Genomic DNA, 16,346 nt, shown 5'->3' on the forward strand with positions numbered 1-16,346 from the left:
GCGGGTGTCGGCGACGCGGCGCGCCAGCACGAGCAGCACGCGACGGTGCGGCTCATCGGGGGAGCGGGTGGCGAGCTCGGCCGCCAGGTCGGGCTCCGTCTGGGCGAAGCGCTCCCAGAGCGCCGTGACCTCGGCGCTCGGCGGCGTGTCGTCGGCGGCGAGAGTGAGGGTCCGGCCGATGCGCCCCAGCGCGCGCTCGAGGCCGCGGAGCACATGGTCTGCCGCGATCTGCGACGCCTCCCGCGTGACGGAGGCCGTGACGAACGGGTTGCCGTCGCGGTCACCGCCCACCCAGGAGCCGATGCGCACGAACGCGGGGACCACCGGAGCGCTCGCACCCGAATCGTCTCCGCGGAGGGCATCGTCGATGCGGCGGTAGACGTGCGGCACCGTGGTGAAGAGCGTCTCGTCGAACACACCCATCACGGTGCGCACCTCGTCGGTCGGAGTCGGCTTCTGCGACCGCAGCGGGGCCGTGCGCCAGAGCGTGTCGATCTCCTCCAGCATGCGCCGGCGCGCACGGTGCTCCTCCGCACCGCCTTCGCTCGCCGCATCGTGTTGTGTGAGCAGCTCGGACAGACGGCGGATGCTCGACGACACCGCGCGACGGCGCGCTTCGGTCGGGTGCGCGGTGAAGACCGGGTGGAAGCGGAGCCCCTCTAGCCGACGTCGCGCCTCGTCGTCGCCCACCTCGGTGCGCAGGCGCGCGTATGCGGTGGCGACGGTGTCCGCGGCGTCCTCGCGACCCGGCTGGCCGGCGCGCTCGCGCAGCACACGCACGCGCTGATGCTCCTCCGCGAGGTTCACGAGGTGGAAGTAGCAGGTGAAGGCGCGGGCGACCTCATCGGCACGGGCGACCGTGAACGACTCGGCGATGGCCGCGGCGCGCTCGAAGGCGTCCGAGGTCTCGTCCTCATAGGCCTGGATCGTGGCGAGGCGCAGACGTTCGACGTCGTCGAACAGATCGTCGCCACCGGCCTCGCGCAGCACCTGACCGAGCAGCTGGCCCAGCATGCGGACGTCGGTGCGCATGGCATCGGGGATGCCCTGGCCCGCCTCGAATCGGCCGATCACGCGGATGGCCTCGGTGTTCGTGGGTTCGGAGAAGGAGTGTGCGGGGGTCACCCCTCGAGAGTATCCCGCGTGCGAGGGGTCGCCTGCACGCATGACGACGTACTCCGTCACCGCGCCGTCCGGGTGCGCGGCACGCGCGCGACCTACGATGGACGGGATGCGCATCTCAGCGAACCCCCTCCGCGGACAGCAGTTCCCCGCCGTCCTCCTCCTTCTCGCGGCCGGGCTCGGCCTGCTGCTCGCGAACCTCCCGACGCATGATGCGCTCGCCGCGTTCCTCGACGTCCACATCGCCGTGCCAGGCACCGCCCTCGACCTGTCGATCGCGCACTGGGTGTCCGACGGTCTCCTCGCCGTCTTCTTCCTGGTCGTGGCCATCGAGCTGCGCCACGAGCTCACCCACGGTGAACTCGATTCCCCGCGCAAGGCGGTGCAGCCTGCCATCGCGGCCACCGGAGGAGTGCTCGTCCCGATCGCGGTCTACCTGCTGATCGCCGGTGGGGACGGCGTCACGGCACCGGGCTGGCCCATCCCGACGGCGACCGACATCGCCTTCGCGCTCGGGGTGCTGGCGATGTTCGGCAAGGGACTCCCGTCCCGGGTGCGCGTCTTCCTGCTCGCCCTGGCGATCCTCGACGACATCATCGGGATCGTCTTCATCGCCGTGCTGTTCGCCGTCGATGTGCAGTGGCTGCTGTTCGGACTCGCGATCGTGGGCGTGGCCGTGTTCTGGGCGCTGAGCCGACTCCTGCATGCGAAGGGCCACCCACTGATCGCCGTTGCCATGGTCCTGGTCGGCGTCGTCACCTGGGGTCTGGTCGCCTCCTCCGGCATCCACGCGACGATCGCCGGCGTGCTGCTCGGACTCGTGATGGCACCCGTCCCCGCCGAGCGCACGAGACACGCGCTCGAGCCGACGGTGAACGGGGCGATCCTGCCGCTGTTCGCCTTCGTCGCGGCGTTCGTCGTGATCCCCGCCGTCTCGATCACGCAGCTGTCCCCGGCATTCTGGGCGATCGTGGTCGCCCTGCCGGTGGGCAAGATCATCGGCATCTCGCTGTTCGGCTGGATCGCGATGCGCATCCGCCCGAAGGGATCGGACCCGGCGTTGCCGTTCGCCGACATCCTCTCGGCCGGCGCTCTCGGCGGCATCGGGTTCACGGTGTCCCTGTTGTTGGCGAACCTCGCTTTCGCGGAGGACGGCGGCATCAGGGATCAGGCGATCCTCGGTGTGCTGGTGGGCTCGCTGATCGCGCTGGTGCTCTCCGGCATCATCGTGTCGCTGCGTGCGCGCTGGTACCGTCGGCTCTCATCCGCATCGTCGTGATCGCGCGTCGTGATCGGGCGTCGTGATCGGTCGTCGTGATCCGGTCATCGGGAGAAGGAGGAACCGTGAGCGTTGAATCCGAGGTCCGCTCGCCCGGGGGGGACCCGCTGCGCGAGGCTGCCGAGACCATGCGCGCGGTCAGGGAGCGCTGCGTGTGGTCGCAGCAGATCACGCATCGCGACCTCGTGCCCTATCTGATCGAGGAGTCGCACGAGGTGATCGATGCCGTCGAGGTCGGCTCTCGCGACGACCTGCGCGAGGAGCTGGGGGATCTGCTCTGGCAGGTGCTGTTCCACGCGGCGATCGCCGCGCAGGACCCGGACGATCCGTTCGACATCGACGACGTGGCGCAGACGCTCACGGAGAAGATGGTGCGTCGTCATCCGCATGTGTTCGCCGGGGAGGTGGCTGAGACTCCCGAGCAGGTGCTGGTGCACTGGAACGCCGCGAAGGCCGCGGAGAAGCGCACCCGACGCAGCGTGCTCGACGGAGTGCCGCGCGGGATGCCGGCGCTCGCGCTCGCGCAGAAGATCGCCGGGCGTGCCATCGGCGCAGGAGTGCCCGTCGAGCGGGTCGCCTCTGCCGCCGCCCCCGCCTCGGAGGAAGAGCTGGGGGACGCGCTCCTCGCGCTGGTGGCGACTGCCCGCGAGCAGGGGTGGGACGCCGAGCGCGCCCTCCGCGAGCGGCTGCGTGCGCTGGAAGACGACGTGCGCGCCGCCGAAGCCGCGCGCTGATCCCGGCGCGACCCCATCCCGGCACGACCGAGTCGGCAGACCTGGAAAGATGGAACTGTGGCTACCGTGAACCCGCCGCGCGGCATGCGCGACATCCTCCCCGCCGACAAGGCCCGCCGTGAGCGTGTGCTCTCCGTCATCCGCGAGCGCTATCTCGCGCATGGATTCGACGAGATCGAGACACCCGTCGTCGAGGAGTACGACCGTCTGCATGCCGGCATCGGTGGCGACAACGAGAAGCTCTCGTACAACATCCTCCGCCGTGGCCTGGATGCCGACGCGATCCGCGCCGCCGCCGACGACCCCGCAGCGCTCTCCGACCTCGGCCTCCGCTACGACCTGACGGTGCCGCTCGCGCGTTTCTACGCGAGCAACCGCGGTCAACTGCCGACCGTCTTCCGCTCGATCCAGATCGGACCGGTCTGGCGGGCGGAGCGCCCGCAGAAGGGCCGCTACCGCCAGTTCGTGCAGTGCGACATCGACATCATGGGGGACGACACCGCACGCGCCGAGGCCGAGCTGATGGTCGCCTCGCTCGACGCGGTCGACGCCCTCGGCCTCGACGGGGCGACCGTGCGCATCAACGATCGCCGGGTGCTGGAGTGGATGCTCGACAGCTTCGGGTTCACCGCCGAGGAGCGTCCCGGCGTGCTCATCACGATCGACAAGCTCGACAAGATCGGTCCGGAGGGAGTGGCGACGGAGCTCCGTGAGCGCAGCGCATCGACCGCAGCCGCCGACGCGTTCGACGCCTTCCTCCGCCGCCCGCAGACGCTGGAGTACAACCCCTTCGGCGAGCGGCAGATCCGCAAGGCGCTGCCCGACGGAGCTCCGGCCGACCTGGTCGAGCACCTGGTCGGCATCGGCGAGGCCGTGGCTGCGGGACGGGGACAGTCCGATATCCCGCTCGTCTTCGACCCGTTCCTCGTGCGCGGCATGGGGTACTACACGGGCACGATCTTCGAACTCGCGCATCCGTCCGTCAGCTACTCCCTCGGCGGTGGCGGACGCTACGACGGCATGATCGGTCGGTTCCTCGGGCAGCAGGTGCCCGCGGTGGGCTTCTCGCTCGGGTTCGAGCGCCTCGTCGACCTGATCGCAGAGGAGTCGGACGTCACGACGAACGCGGTCGTGCTGATCCACGACGCCGACGTTCCGGTGCACGAGCTCGTCACGCACAAGGCCGCGCTCATCGCGGACGGCGCCAGGGTCCGACTCGAGCGCCGCACCAAGAACGTCAAGGCGCTGCTCGAGCGTTCGGCGGTCGACGGCTACACCTCGTTCGCGATCGTGTCCGCCGGTGCCGCAGACCTGGAGCTCAAGCCCCTGTCCTGAGCCTCCTGCGGTCGGCATCCGGAACCTTCCCGGGCCGATGCGCGTTCACGCCGCGTTCACGCCGACGGGGTGCAATCGTGGGGTGAGTCGCATCGGCACCGCGTTCGTCGTCCGCATCGTCCTGGCGGGTGCCGCTCTGGCCATTGTCCTCGGGGTCGTCCGCGTCGTGCTGGTGCAGCAGGCCGCGCTCGCCCGACGGCGGATCGGGAAGCCGCTGGGGGAGCACTCCCTCGACGCGGATCGTGTCTGGCGCCGGTCCCTCAGCGGCGAGCCGCTCGAGCTGCTGATGCTCGGCGACTCGATCGCGGCCGGTCTCGGTGCCGAGCGCCGCAAGGAGACTCTCGGCGCTCGGCTCGCGAAGGCGACGGGGCGCCGGTTGCAGCGACCGGTGCGGTTGCGCACGGTGGCCGTCGTAGGGTCGGAGTCTCCCGATCTGCCGCGCCAGTTCGATGCGCTCCCCGAGGGATATCTTCCGCACGTCGCCGTGATCGTCGTCGGCGGCAACGACGTGACGCACCGACTGCCTCCTGCGCTGTCGGCACAGCATCTGCATGAGGCGATCCGCAGGCTGCGCGGCATGGATGCCGAGGTCGTCGTCGGCACGTGTCCCGACCTGGGCGCGCTCCGCGCCGTGCCGCAGCCGTTGCGGCGGATCGCCTCCGGTCTGTCGCGCCGCCTGGCCGAGATCCAGGACGAGACGGCGCGGCGGGCGGGCGCGGAGCCGGTCGATCTGCGTCGAGCGGTGGGTCCGATGTTCTTCGACGAGCCCGAGGCGATGTTCAGCCTCGACCGCTTCCACCCGAGCGCCCTGGGCTACCGCCGTACGGCCGAGGCACTGCTTCCGGCGGTGTGCCGCGCGGCGGAGCGGTCGCTCAGCTCGCCTCGTCCGCAGGAGACCCGCTGAACGACGCCGCCCACTCCGCCACTCGACGACTGCTCTCCTCGTCCGAGATGTCCTCGACGCGCGTCATCACAGACCAGCGCACCCCGAACGGATCGCGGATGCTGGCGAAGCGATCACCGGAGACGAACGGTGCGGGTGCTTCGCGCACGGTCGCTCCCGCGGCGACCGCCTTCTCGACGACCGCATCGACGTCCGCGACGTACAGCCCCATCGAGTAGCAGTCGTCGTCGCCACCGGGGGAGCGCACGAGGTGGTACTCGGGATTGGGCTCCCCGAGCTGGAGCAGGCCGAGGCCGAAGTCCAGGTCGGCGTGCGCGACCACGCCGCCGAACTCGGTCACGTCGACGACTCTGGCCCCGAAGACGTCGCGGTAGAACGCGATGGCCTGCTTCGCGTCGGGGATGGCGAGGAAGGGGGTGAGCGAGGTGGCGCTGTGCGGGCGCCCGTTCGTCGTGTACGTGCCGTTCGCGCCGGCCGTGGGGGTGTGCGTCGTGGTGTGGTCTGTGCTCATGACGCCACGGTAGAACGGGCGATGCGGCGGCGGCTTGAAGATCCGCGACAGCCTCGCCCTGTCGGCGTCGGGGCCTACGCTGGGCCGATGGTGAACCCGACCCGCGGGGTGCTCTACCCCGCTCGCCTTCCGCAGTTCCACCGGCTGCCACCGCCGCCGGCAGCCGCGGAGCTGGTGGAGTGGTTCTGGATCCCGGAGTGGGACATCGAGCCTGGGCGCTCGTCACGGCAGGAGATCGTGGCGTATCCGGCGCTGAACCTGGTCGTCGACGCGAACACCGTCACGCTCGCCGGAGCGACGACGCGGGCGTCGTACCGCGATCTGCGGGGGAGCGGCTGGGCCGTCGGGGCGCTGCTGCGTCCGGCAGCGGTCGCCGTGCTGATCGACGATCCGGCGTCTCTCGTCGACGACGAGTGGGAACTCGACGACGGGAGCGGTACCGGCGCGCTGCGCGCTGCCGTCGTGTCGACGATGAGCTCGGGCGAGGGGCGACGCGAGCGGGCGGTCGAGGCCTTCTCTCAGTGGCTCGAGGATCGTGCGGGGCCGGTCGGCGAACCGGCACGCCAGGCCAACGCGTTCATGGACGTCCTGATGGGCGATGGCGCCGCGCTCACCCCCGAGGAGGCCGCCACGAGGTTGGCCGTCTCGGTGCGCACCCTGCAGCGGATGACCCACCGCCACGTGGGGCTCTCGCCCGCCGCGATGATCCGACGTCGGCGGCTGCAGGAGGCGGCGCAGCGAGTGCGAGAGAACCCGGAGACCGACCTGGCCTCGATCGCCGCCGAGCTCGGCTACGCGGATCACGCGCATCTCACGCGCGACTTCCAGGCGGTCCTCGGCATCGCACCGCGCATGTACCGCTCCCAGGCGCGGGGCTGACCGCGGCGCGTCGAGCTCAGGCGTGCGCGGGGCTCAGGCTCTTTCGAACCGCAGCCGCAGCAGCCGGTATCCGACCCCGAGGAGGACGACCCCCGTACCGATCAGTGAGGCCAGCACGGGAAGAGTGTTCACCAGCACCAGGCAGCCGAGCGCTCCGAGCACGTGCAGCACCCGTGGATACCGACGCGCGGACCCGCTCTGACGGAACGCGGCGGCGTTCGCGATCAGGTAGTACAGCAGCACGCCGAAGGAGGAGAAGCCGATGGCGCCGCGCAGGTCGGCGATGAGGACGATCGCGACCACGATGAGCGCGATGGCGATCTCCGCGCGCTGCGGGACCTGATGGCGCCGATCGATCTTCGCGAGGAATCGAGGGACGTCACCCTCGCGAGCCATGGCCAGGGCCGTACGACCGATCCCGGTGAGCAGAGCCAGCAGGGCACCGAGGGAAGCGGCGGCAGCAGCGATGCGGATCACGGGCGCCCAGGCAGATGCTCCGGCGGCCACCAGTACATCGACCAGAGGAGCGGTCGAATCGGTCGCACCGGCGCCGAGCACCAGGACGACGACGAGTCCCACCAGCGCGTACACGACGACCGTGCCGCCCAGCGCCAGCACGATGGCACGGGGGATCGTGCGTCCGGGATCGACGACCTCCTCACCCATGGTCGCGATCCGGGCGTACCCCGCGAATGCGAAGAACAGCAGGCCGGCCCCCTGGAGCACTCCGTAGGCCGTGGCATCGGGGAGGGGGGTCGAGTTCGCCGCCGGAGCGCCGGCGAACCCGAAGACCACGACGACCGCGAGGCCGAGCAGGGAGCACACCACGAGGATGCGAGTGACCAGGGCGGTGCGGGTCACGCCGAGGCAGTTCACGGCGGCGAGCAGCACGACAGCGGCGACCGCGACGGGCAGCTGCCAGCCGGCCGGTGCCGCGTAGGCGGCGAACGTCATGGCCATCGCCGCGCAGCTCGCGATCTTGCCGATCACGAAGCTCCATCCCGCGATGAAGCCCCACCAGGGGCCTATCTCCGCGCGGGCGTAGGCATAGGTGCCACCCGCGACCGGGTGGGCGGCGGCGAGCTGCGCTGATGAGGTGGCATTGGCGTATGCGACGACCGCGGCGATCGCGAGGGCGATGAGGACGCCGCTGCCAGCGACCCCGATCGCGGGAGCCCACACGGAGAAGACACCGGCGCCGATCATCGAGCCGAGACCGATGGCGACCGCGTCTCCGAGCGTCAGGCGACGGGCGAGGGGCATCCCGTCATCGTGTCACGCGCCGGTGAACGGCGGGTGAAGAGGCGTGCGAGCGTGACGGCACGACGGCCAGTGCGGGCAGCGTGAGGGTCGCCGGCGCCGTGCCGCCGACGCGGACGGTCTGATCGCTGGGGATGAGCCGCGAGTGGTCGCGCACCGGGTCCTCGGTTCCGGGGTTGCGCAGGTGCAGCGGGTGCGCGCCCGACGACACCTGCACGCGCAGGCGTGACCCCGCCGCGAACCGGTGGGCGAGAGGCGCGAGTTCGAGACGGATCCGGCCCGCCTCGTCTGTGTGCGTCTCGTCCGTGTGCACCTCTTCCGGCCGAAGGCGCCGGTACCCGTCGGTGAGCGCCCGCGAGACCCCTCGCGCGTCCACCTCGCACAGACGCACGAACAGATCGGCACGCGGGTTCGAGGACGCGAAGGACAGCGTGATCGTGGGCGTGCCGATGACGAGGAGGTCGTCGGGAAGCCGGTCGCCCGTGAAGACGAGCACATCCGCCCGGCGTTCGCGGGTGTGCTGGGGGCGGCGCCCGGCGGAGAACGGATTGAGGGTCCTGCCGCCCGCATCCGGGGTTGGGGCCACCGGATCGTAGCGGTACGTGAGGTCAGCCGCGGGGCTGGCGACGCCCGTGCCGTCGAGGCGCCCGTCGCGGGTGAGCTCCAGCTCCACGGCCGTATACGGCGGGGGCCAGCTGTCCAGCTCCCGCCAGCCGCCGCCACCTGTCACGTCGATGCGCACCCCTTCGGTCTGCGCCGTTCCGGTGAACGAGCGCAGCACCTCGCGGACGCCGATGACGGTGATGTCGGGCGCCCCGTGCACCCAGTCGCCGACGATGAGGCGCACCGGACGACCCGCATCGCGCAGGGCAGCGTAGTCGTCGAGCTGGCCCACGAGGAACAGATCCTGCCAGCCGGCGACCAGCGTGACGGGCGGGATGGAGTCGACGTCCTGCGCGAAGTGCATCGGCTCCCACCAGGGGTCCCCCTGATCGCTGTGCTCGACCCAGTCGCGGTAGAACTGCGGATCGGCGCCTCGGGCCACGCGCACGGCATCCGCCGGCGGGACGGCGAGCGCGCCGCGACGGAATCCGCGCCGGGCACGCAGCAGCGCCCAGGCCTTCGACGGCAGCGCCCGCTCCTGGATGTCGAGGGCGTATGCCCACGTGAGCGGGGTGTCGATCGAGAATCCGCCGCCCGGGTAGAGGATGGCATCGTCGAAGCGCCGCGCGGAGATGGCGATGCCGAGCGCGTCGGGGCGGTCGTCGCCGTCGCAGTACGCCCACTGGGTCACCCCGAAGTAGCTCCCGCCCCACGAGTGCACGCGTCCGGTCGCCCACGGCTGCGCGCGCAGCCACCGCATCGTCGCCTGCCCGTCGGCGACCTCGTCGTGCAGCGGATCGAACGTCCCGCCGGAGCCGAAGGTGCCGCGACAGCTCTGCACGACCACATGGTGCCCTCGCTCGGCCAGGAAGAGCGCGACGCCGGCGATCCCGTCGCGGCCGTACGGCGTGCGGATCAGGATCGTGTCGCCTCCGGATCCTTCCGCGTGCCAGTGGTCGGTGAGGAGCGCGGCGCCGTCGTCCGACGCCACCCGGATGCCGGTCGTCCGGACGACGTCCTGGTGCGTCTTCGCCGGCATGTCGGCGACGCGGGCGAGCCGCCGGTACTCGCGCCGCGCGGCGCCGCCCAGGCGGGGAGCATCGGTCATCGCACGCCCTTCACTCGGGTGACCGCGAACGCGGCGATCACGGCCATCACGACCGCGCCGATGTAGAGGGCCGCGAAGTTCTCACCTGTGGGCGAGCCTATGCGGGTCGCGAAGAATCCGAAAACGGGGACGAGGATGCCCGGCAGCAGGTAGGCGAGAGCCACGATGCCGAGGTCCTTGCCGGCGTCCTCGACCGAGGGGAGGCACTCCGTCATCAGCGCGACGTCGGCGGCGATGTAGGCGCCCTGCCCCGCCCCGACGATCGCGATGCCGACGAGGAAGAAGGCGATGTCGCCGAAGGAGATCGCGAGGATGAGCCCTCCGGCGCTCGCGAGGGCGCCGATGATGACGCTCGGCTTGCGGCGACCCGTGCGATCGGAGATCACGCCGAACACGAACGCCATGACCAGGTTCATCAGCGTGAAGGCCGCTGTGGCCTGAGTCTGCACGGCGGCTATCTCGGTCGGGTCGTCGATGCCGAAGCGGCCGGAGATCGTGAGGTAGAGATAGCTCGTGACCGAGACGATCGACGCGGTCATGAAGAAGCGGCACACCCACGCCCATGCGAAGTCCGGGTAGCGACGCGGACTCAACCAGAAGGTGGCGAGCACCCCGCTCCAGTCGAGCGGCTCGGCGGGCAGCAGTCGCCGGATGTCCTTCAGCGTGAAGAACAGGGTGAGCGCGAGGACCACGGAGAGGCCGCCGGGGATCAGGAACATGCCGATCTGGCCCATGGGCGCGACGATGCCCGCGAGGGAGACTCCGCCGAGGATGCCGATGGCGGTGGCCGCTCCGGTGACGGCGGACATGATCGCGCGGATGCTGCGGCGGATCTGATCCGCGAACAGGGTGTGGACGGTCATCGACACGGCGCCCCATCCGACGAGGACCAGGATCGTGCCGACGCCGAGCACGAGGAGGTTCGGCGCGGTCGCCTGGATCACGTAGCCGATCAGGGCGATCAGCGCGCCGGAGAGGATCCAGGGGCGGCGGATGCCGAGGCGGGACATCGAGCGGTCGCTGAGCCGACCGAAGATCGGCGTCGTGATGAGGATGGCGGCGCCGCCGAGGGTGAGGATGATGCTGAGGTTGCCCGTCGCCTGGTCGGGGTCCCATTCCTTGAGCAGCTGCGGGATCGCGACACCGGCGACGCCCTGGGCGATGCCGGAGCCGAACCACGCGAGCACGAAGGTGATCCAGAACAGGCGCGTCTGGCGCTGTCCGGGGATCGCATCGGCGGTGAGCGGGGGAGCGGGATCTGCGGGGAAAACGGGATCGACGGCGTGGGTGGACATCTTCGTCTCCTGGTCTCGGTCGGGGTGGGAACTGTTCATGGCCGCGTGCCGGTGGTGGTCACGGCTCCGGCCGACGGTCGGGGCATCGGATAGGAGTCGGCGCGGTAGGCACCGGCGAGCTCTTCGACGAAGGCGTCGCGCCATTCGCGGGCTCCCTCCCAGCATCCGGTGAGCCCGGGAGACGCGTGGTCGTGCCCGAGTCCGATGTGCAGCACGACGGGGACGCCTGCTTCACGCAGGCTGTCGGCGTACGCGATGGCACCGTCGCGGAGCGGGTCGTACTCGGCGGCGAGGATGAGTGCGGGCGCGAGCCCGCGGTGATCCGTCGCATCCAGTGGTGAGGCCTCGGCGAGCGGCGCTCCCGCGCGATACAGCCCGGCGAGGTGCTCGATGCCCGTGCGCTCGGCGGGCCGAAGGCGGCGGTGCATCGAGTCGCCGAACAGCCGCAGTGCCGCGGGCAGCACTTCGAGCGCCTGGTGATGCAGCGGCTCTCCGGCGTCGCGCAGGCGCAGAGCGGTGGTCGCCGCGATCGTCGCCCCCGCGGAGTTGCCTCCGACACCGAGCCGGTCGGCATCGACGTCGAGTTCGGCGGCGCGCTCGCGGAGGTCGGCGAGAGCGGCCACGGCGTCGTCGACGGGGGCGGGGAACGGGTGCTCGGGAGCCAGACGGTACTCGAGCGCGACGATCTGCACTCCTGACCGCAGCGCGCGATCCGCGCACAGGCGGTCGTTGAGGATCTCGTCGATCGTGCCGCCCGTCCACCCGCCGCCGTGCAGCCACAGCATCGTCGGCATCGCCCCGATCGCCGACGTCGGGCGGAACCGACGGGCACGCAGCGGTTCCGCTCCGCCCGACACCACGAGATCGTCGATCTCCACCTCGGCGGGAACGGGAGCGGTGAACTCGACGGCGAGGCGGTCGCTCAACTCGCGCTGCGCCCGGCGACGGGCTGCCATCTCGCGAGACTCGAGGTCGGGGAGCGTCGCGGAGAGTTCGCCGATGCGCTGGATCCATTCGCGGATCTCGGGACCCAACGGCGGCTCGAGGTACTCGGGAGCGCTCATGCGGTCGCTCCTGGGTGGAGCGTGCGCAGCTCGGAGACGACGAGGCGGTGTGCGACGTCTGCGGAGGGCACGAACCCGGTCGATCCCAGCGAGCCGTGGGTCTGTCCGATGAAGCGCATCGCCGTCACCGGCACGCCGGCCGCCGAGAGTGCGCGCGCATAGGCTTCCCCGTCACCACGCAGGGGGTCGAGCTCCGAGGTGAGGATCAGTGCCGGCGGCAGGCCTTCGTGAGAGGCGGCCCGCAGCGGGGAGGCGTACGGTCGGCGTGCCGCCGCGGCATCGTCTCCGACGTACTGACGCACGAGCGTCCGGCCGACCGCGCGCACGATGACGCCAGGCATGCGGGCATCGATGCCACTCATGTCGGCATGTCCCATGGTCAGATCGAGGGCGGGATTCTCCAGCAGCTGCAGCGCGATCGGATGCGCGGAGCGATCACGGTTCATGAGCGTCACGGCCGCGGCGAGGTCGCCTCCCGACGATGCTCCGCCGATGGCGATCCTCTCGGGCGACGCCCCCAGCTCCTCCGCGTGCGCGTGGGTCCATTCGAACGCCGACCAGCACTGCTCCGGCTGCGTGGGGAAGCGCTCCTCCGGCGCATGGGCGTAATCGGCGGCGACGATCACGATGCCGGCGTCGTGTGCTCTGACCCGGAAGCGCGCATCCCACGAGACCCAGTCGATGCCCGCGATGGTGAACCCGCCGCCGTAGAAGTACACGAGCACGGGGAGCCCCGACCCTGGCGGTGTGCGCTCCTCACCGGGCCAGTAGACCCGCACGCGCACGTCGGGGTGCCCGTCGACCGGGACGATGTGGTCCTCGGTGGCGGTCGGCAGCGGGGTGATACCCAGCGCGGCGCTCACGGCGTCGTCATTCTGAGCCGCGACCCGGCGGCGGCCCGCGGGGTCTGCGGGCTCCGGGGCGAGCAGCGGTGCGACGCGTTCCTCCCACGCCGCCACCGCGCTGTCGAGCGCGGGGCGTCGGAACCGGGACCGTGCTGTCGGCATCGGGCATCTCCTTCGATGGGTTCGCGTCTCGGCGGGGTTCCCGCGAGACGAGTTCCGACCTAGTCTGGGCAATCGAAGAACTTCGATGAAGAGAGAACACGGGCGATGCGCGCACGACCAGGCAGGGTCACCATCTACGACGTCGCGGAGCGCGCCGGGGTGAGCATCTCCACCGTCTCGCTGGCGGTGAGCGCCCCGCACCGGGTACGACCGGAGACCCGCGAACGCATCGTCGCGGCGGCCACGACCCTCGGTTATCGGATGACGCAAGGCCGCCGGGTCGGTGCCGCCCGCATCGCGGTGGCCGCGCCGTTCACGACCTACCCGTCGTATCTGCGCCGCCTCTCCGGAATGCTCCGGCGGGCCAGGGACGCGGCGGTGGACATCATCCCCTACGACCTCGATTCCGCGGCAGCCGCGGATGAGCCGCTGCTCGACGTGCTGCCCACGCGCACGGACGCGACCGGTTTGGTGGTGATGGGGGTTCCCCTCGGGGGAGCAGCGCGGCGGGCGAGCAAGGCGGCGCGCATCCCGGTCGTCTATGTCGACGTGGTGCCGACGCGGTCCGACGTGGGCGGTCCGGTCGTCCTCGTCGACGACCGCGACGGCGGTGCGCAGATCGGCCGCCACCTCGCCGGGCTCGGGCATCGCCGTGTGCTCTTCGTCCATGAGCCGCAGCGCTCGCCGGCGTACGTGTCGGCCGGGATGCTCCGCATCGAGGGGCTGACGCAGCACCTGGGGGTGACCGACCTGGCGGTGGCGCATCCGTCCTCGGTCGACGATCGCGTGATCGCCGCAGCCCGAGCCGCAGGAGCGACGGCGATCGTCGCGAATCACGACCAGTTCGCCGTCGCCGTCCTGTCCGCCCTGCGCTCCGACGTCGACACCCCGCCACTGGCGGTCGTCGGCTACGACGACGGCGAGGTAGCCGAGGCGCTCGACCTCACCACCGTGCGCCAGCCGTTCGAGGAGAGCGGACGCACGGCCCTCGAGCTCGTCCTCGGACTGGTGTCGGGGGCGTCGACCGCGCGCGAAACCGTGCGACTCGCCCCGACGCTGATCGCGAGGTCTTCGACGCTCGGCGCCGGGTTCAACCCCGCGAGGCGGTGACGCGCTTCTTCTCCCGGATGTAGACCTCGCGACGCACCTTCGCCACGACGTCGCCCTCCCGGTCGGTGATGACCGTCTCGAACCACTCGAGCACCTTGGCGCCCCCGTGCGCCCGCTCCCGGATCTCTGCGGCCTTCTCTTTCGACACCTCGAACTCGGCCGTCAGCACTCCACGTCCCGGCTTGAGGAACTCGATCTCGCCTCGGGTGTCCCACACGACGTAGTCGCGTCCGAGCTGATGCATGACCAGCATGAAGAAGTAGGGATCGGTCATCGCCGACATCGATCCGCCGAATGCGGTCTTGACGTAGTTGCGGGTGAAGACGTTGACGTGGAGCTCGACGGTCGCGTGCGTCCAGTCCTCGCGGAAACGACGGACGCGGATCCCGCTGAAGAGGTTGGGGATCCAGAGGCTCATGCCGATCGCGAGTCGGCGGGGAGTGATGCGCATGAGGTCAGTGTGGAGCACCCGACCGAGTCCGACAAAGCCGTCTGGAGGGTTGTCACAGTTGTTATAGTTCGCATAGAATAAGTAGAGATTCGAGGAGAGGAGGGCCGGATGCTGATCCGCGTCGATCTCGACAGCCCGCGGGCGCTGTACGACCAGGTGGCGGCTTCGGTGCGCTCCGACATCCTCGCCGGCGTGCTGGCGCCCGGCGATCGTCTTCCCGCGGCGCGCGACGTCGCCGAAGCGCTGGACATCAACCAGCACACCGTGCTGCACGCGTACCAGCAGCTGCGCGACGAGGGCCTGGTGGATCTCCGTCGCGGCAGGGGAGCGGTCATCGCGGCCTCGGCCGCGCCCCTGGCCGAACTCGCGCACGACATCGACGACCTGGTGCGTCGCGCCGCAGCGCTCGGCGTCTCCGCCGACACGCTCGCCGGCATCGTCCGCGCCCACCGCGATGCCGACACAGGTATGCGCCCGATCGAGAACCCCGAGGAGGATTCGCCATGACCGATCACGAAACCACCCACGACCTCACGCGCACACCGCCTCCGCTGCTGCGACGCGCCCGGCTGGCCTTCTTCCTCGTCGCGGTGATCCTGCCGGTCGTCATCACGGCGATCGCCGTCGTGGTCCTGCTGACGTGGTTGCCCGCGCTGCCGCCGGAGGTCGCGACGCACTGGCGGCTGAACGGTGCCGACGGCTTCGGAGCTCCGGCCACGTACCTCTGGATCCTCCTCGGTGTCGGCCTCGGGCTGCCCGTGCTGATGGCCATCGTGACACTCGCCGCGGTCGGTGCGCACTGGGGCGGCGCTGCACGGATGATGGGCGCGCTCGCCGCCGGCATGTCGTCCCTCGCCGCCGTCCTGAGCCTCGGTTCGCTCGCGATCCAGCGCGACCTCGCCGACGCGGCTGACGCTCCGGGGATCGGCGGCGTCATGGCCCTGGCCTTCGGGGCGCTCGCGGTGGTCGGTGCCATCGCGTGGGTCGTGCAGCCGCGAGTGCGAGCGGAACAGGGACGCACACTCGAGCCTCGGTACGCCGTGCACGTCGCGAAGGGGGAGCGCGTCGTGTGGGTCGCCACGACCACGATGCCGCGCGGGGCGCTCCTGCTCCTTTTCGTCGTGCTCTTCGGCCTCGTCGTGGTCGCCGCGTTCATGCTCGGCACCGGCGTCGAGGGCGGCTGGATCGTCGCGGTGGTCGCGCTCGTCGTGGGCTTCGCGGTGGCGGCGACCACGTCCTTCCGTATCAAGGTCACGCCCGAAGGCTTCTCCGCCCGCTCCCTGCTGGGGTGGCCGCGTGTTCGCATCCCTCTCGATGAGGTCGAGTCCGCCCGCGCCGTGGACATCTCGCCGTTCGGTGAGTTCGGCGGATGGGGATGGCGCATCGCCGTCGACGGCCGCACGGGCATCGTCATGCGACGTGGCGCGGCGATCGAGGTGTCCCGCCGCGGTCGACGGCCCTTCATCGCGACGATCGACGGTGCTGAAGAAGCTGCCGCACTGCTGCAGTCCTATGTCGACCGCTCGCGAACACCGGATTCCCCCTCGACCGACGACGGAAAGGCGACCTCATGAACGACCGGATCCTGCACGCGCGTCGCGTGCCCTGGGCCGCGGTGATCGTCTTCATGGCGGTGTCCTTCGCCCTCGCCTGGCTCGTGGCGCTGCCACTGTGGCTGGGCGAC

16 protein-coding genes are annotated in these 16,346 nt (G+C 70.9%); 8 read left to right on the forward strand and 8 right to left on the reverse strand.

Annotated elements, in window-relative coordinates; all coding sequences use genetic code 11:
- Positions 1–1,125: phosphoenolpyruvate carboxylase (locus tag AX744_RS05825; RefSeq protein ID WP_157543524.1), on the reverse strand; the 1,125-nt coding region annotated here is incomplete at its 3' end.
- A gap of 106 nt (positions 1,126–1,231) precedes the next feature.
- Between AX744_RS05825 and nhaA the strand changes: the two genes are divergently transcribed.
- From nhaA to AX744_RS05845, 4 genes are all read left to right on the forward strand, one after another.
- On the forward strand, positions 1,232–2,401 hold the full coding sequence (nhaA, locus tag AX744_RS05830) for a Na+/H+ antiporter NhaA (protein ID WP_061015774.1): 1,170 nt from the start codon (positions 1,232–1,234) through the stop codon (positions 2,399–2,401).
- Between the two features lie 128 nt (positions 2,402–2,529).
- Positions 2,530–3,135: a MazG family protein gene (locus AX744_RS05835; RefSeq protein ID WP_082682688.1), complete on the forward strand. Its 606-nt coding sequence runs from the start codon at positions 2,530–2,532 to the stop codon at positions 3,133–3,135.
- Positions 3,136–3,219: 84 nt separating this feature from the next.
- Positions 3,220–4,470 carry a histidine--tRNA ligase gene (gene hisS, locus AX744_RS05840; RefSeq protein ID WP_046749854.1) on the forward strand — a complete coding sequence of 417 codons (1,251 nt, stop codon included), beginning with the start codon at positions 3,220–3,222 and terminating at the stop codon, positions 4,468–4,470.
- 82 nt (positions 4,471–4,552) lie between these two features.
- Positions 4,553–5,374, forward strand: coding sequence for an SGNH/GDSL hydrolase family protein (locus AX744_RS05845; RefSeq protein WP_230977836.1), 822 nt, complete (start codon positions 4,553–4,555; stop codon positions 5,372–5,374).
- Here the strand turns inward: AX744_RS05845 and AX744_RS05850 are convergent.
- Complete coding sequence (locus AX744_RS05850; RefSeq protein ID WP_046749648.1) at positions 5,343–5,885, reverse strand: VOC family protein; 543 nt, start codon at positions 5,883–5,885, stop codon at positions 5,343–5,345. The genes AX744_RS05845 and AX744_RS05850 overlap by 32 nt on opposite strands.
- 87 nt (positions 5,886–5,972) lie before the next feature.
- Here AX744_RS05850 and AX744_RS05855 point away from each other — a divergent pair, with 87 nt between their 5' ends.
- Positions 5,973–6,764, forward strand: coding sequence for a helix-turn-helix domain-containing protein (locus AX744_RS05855; protein WP_061015776.1), 792 nt, complete (start codon positions 5,973–5,975; stop codon positions 6,762–6,764).
- A gap of 33 nt (positions 6,765–6,797) precedes the next feature.
- Here AX744_RS05855 and AX744_RS05860 read toward each other — a convergent pair whose 3' ends face one another.
- From AX744_RS05860 to AX744_RS05880, 5 genes are read right to left on the reverse strand one after another with little or no spacing between them, the layout of a single operon-like run.
- Positions 6,798–8,027, reverse strand: coding sequence for an APC family permease (locus AX744_RS05860; RefSeq protein WP_061015778.1), 1,230 nt, complete (start codon positions 8,025–8,027; stop codon positions 6,798–6,800).
- A 4-nt stretch (positions 8,028–8,031) separates the two neighbouring features.
- On the reverse strand, positions 8,032–9,735 hold the full coding sequence (locus AX744_RS05865) for a CocE/NonD family hydrolase (protein WP_061015780.1): 1,704 nt from the start codon (positions 9,733–9,735) through the stop codon (positions 8,032–8,034).
- The gene (locus AX744_RS05870; RefSeq protein ID WP_058632516.1) at positions 9,732–11,030 is read right to left on the reverse strand and encodes an MFS transporter; all 1,299 of its coding nucleotides are present in this window, start codon (positions 11,028–11,030) and stop codon (positions 9,732–9,734) included. The genes AX744_RS05865 and AX744_RS05870 overlap by 4 nt, the downstream gene beginning before the upstream one ends.
- A 35-nt stretch (positions 11,031–11,065) precedes the next feature.
- Positions 11,066–12,094: an alpha/beta hydrolase gene (locus AX744_RS05875; RefSeq protein WP_061015782.1), complete on the reverse strand. Its 1,029-nt coding sequence runs from the start codon at positions 12,092–12,094 to the stop codon at positions 11,066–11,068.
- The gene (locus tag AX744_RS05880) at positions 12,091–13,101 is read right to left on the reverse strand and encodes an alpha/beta hydrolase (RefSeq protein ID WP_046749645.1); all 1,011 of its coding nucleotides are present in this window, start codon (positions 13,099–13,101) and stop codon (positions 12,091–12,093) included. Before AX744_RS05880 ends, AX744_RS05875 begins: the two co-directional genes overlap by 4 nt.
- Before the next feature lie 105 nt (positions 13,102–13,206).
- Here AX744_RS05880 and AX744_RS05885 point away from each other — a divergent pair, with 105 nt between their 5' ends.
- Positions 13,207–14,211, forward strand: coding sequence for a LacI family DNA-binding transcriptional regulator (locus tag AX744_RS05885; RefSeq protein WP_058632518.1), 1,005 nt, complete (start codon positions 13,207–13,209; stop codon positions 14,209–14,211).
- Here the strand turns inward: AX744_RS05885 and AX744_RS05890 are convergent.
- Positions 14,192–14,662, reverse strand: a complete 471-nt coding sequence (locus tag AX744_RS05890) for a PaaI family thioesterase (protein ID WP_046749849.1) — start codon at positions 14,660–14,662, stop codon at positions 14,192–14,194. The two genes, AX744_RS05885 and AX744_RS05890, sit on opposite strands and share 20 nt — an antisense overlap.
- A gap of 108 nt (positions 14,663–14,770) precedes the next feature.
- Here AX744_RS05890 and AX744_RS05895 point away from each other — a divergent pair, with 108 nt between their 5' ends.
- Positions 14,771–15,169, forward strand: coding sequence for a GntR family transcriptional regulator (locus AX744_RS05895; RefSeq protein ID WP_061015784.1), 399 nt, complete (start codon positions 14,771–14,773; stop codon positions 15,167–15,169).
- Entirely contained in the window at positions 15,166–16,236 is a 1,071-nt protein-coding gene (locus AX744_RS05900) for a DUF1648 domain-containing protein (RefSeq protein WP_061015786.1), read from the forward strand. Before AX744_RS05895 ends, AX744_RS05900 begins: the two co-directional genes overlap by 4 nt.
- Positions 16,237–16,346 lie beyond the last annotated feature (110 nt).

It is taken from the genome of Microbacterium sp. CCH5-D1 (assembly GCF_001557335.1).
Taxonomy (GTDB): domain Bacteria; phylum Actinomycetota; class Actinomycetes; order Actinomycetales; family Microbacteriaceae; genus Microbacterium; species Microbacterium oxydans.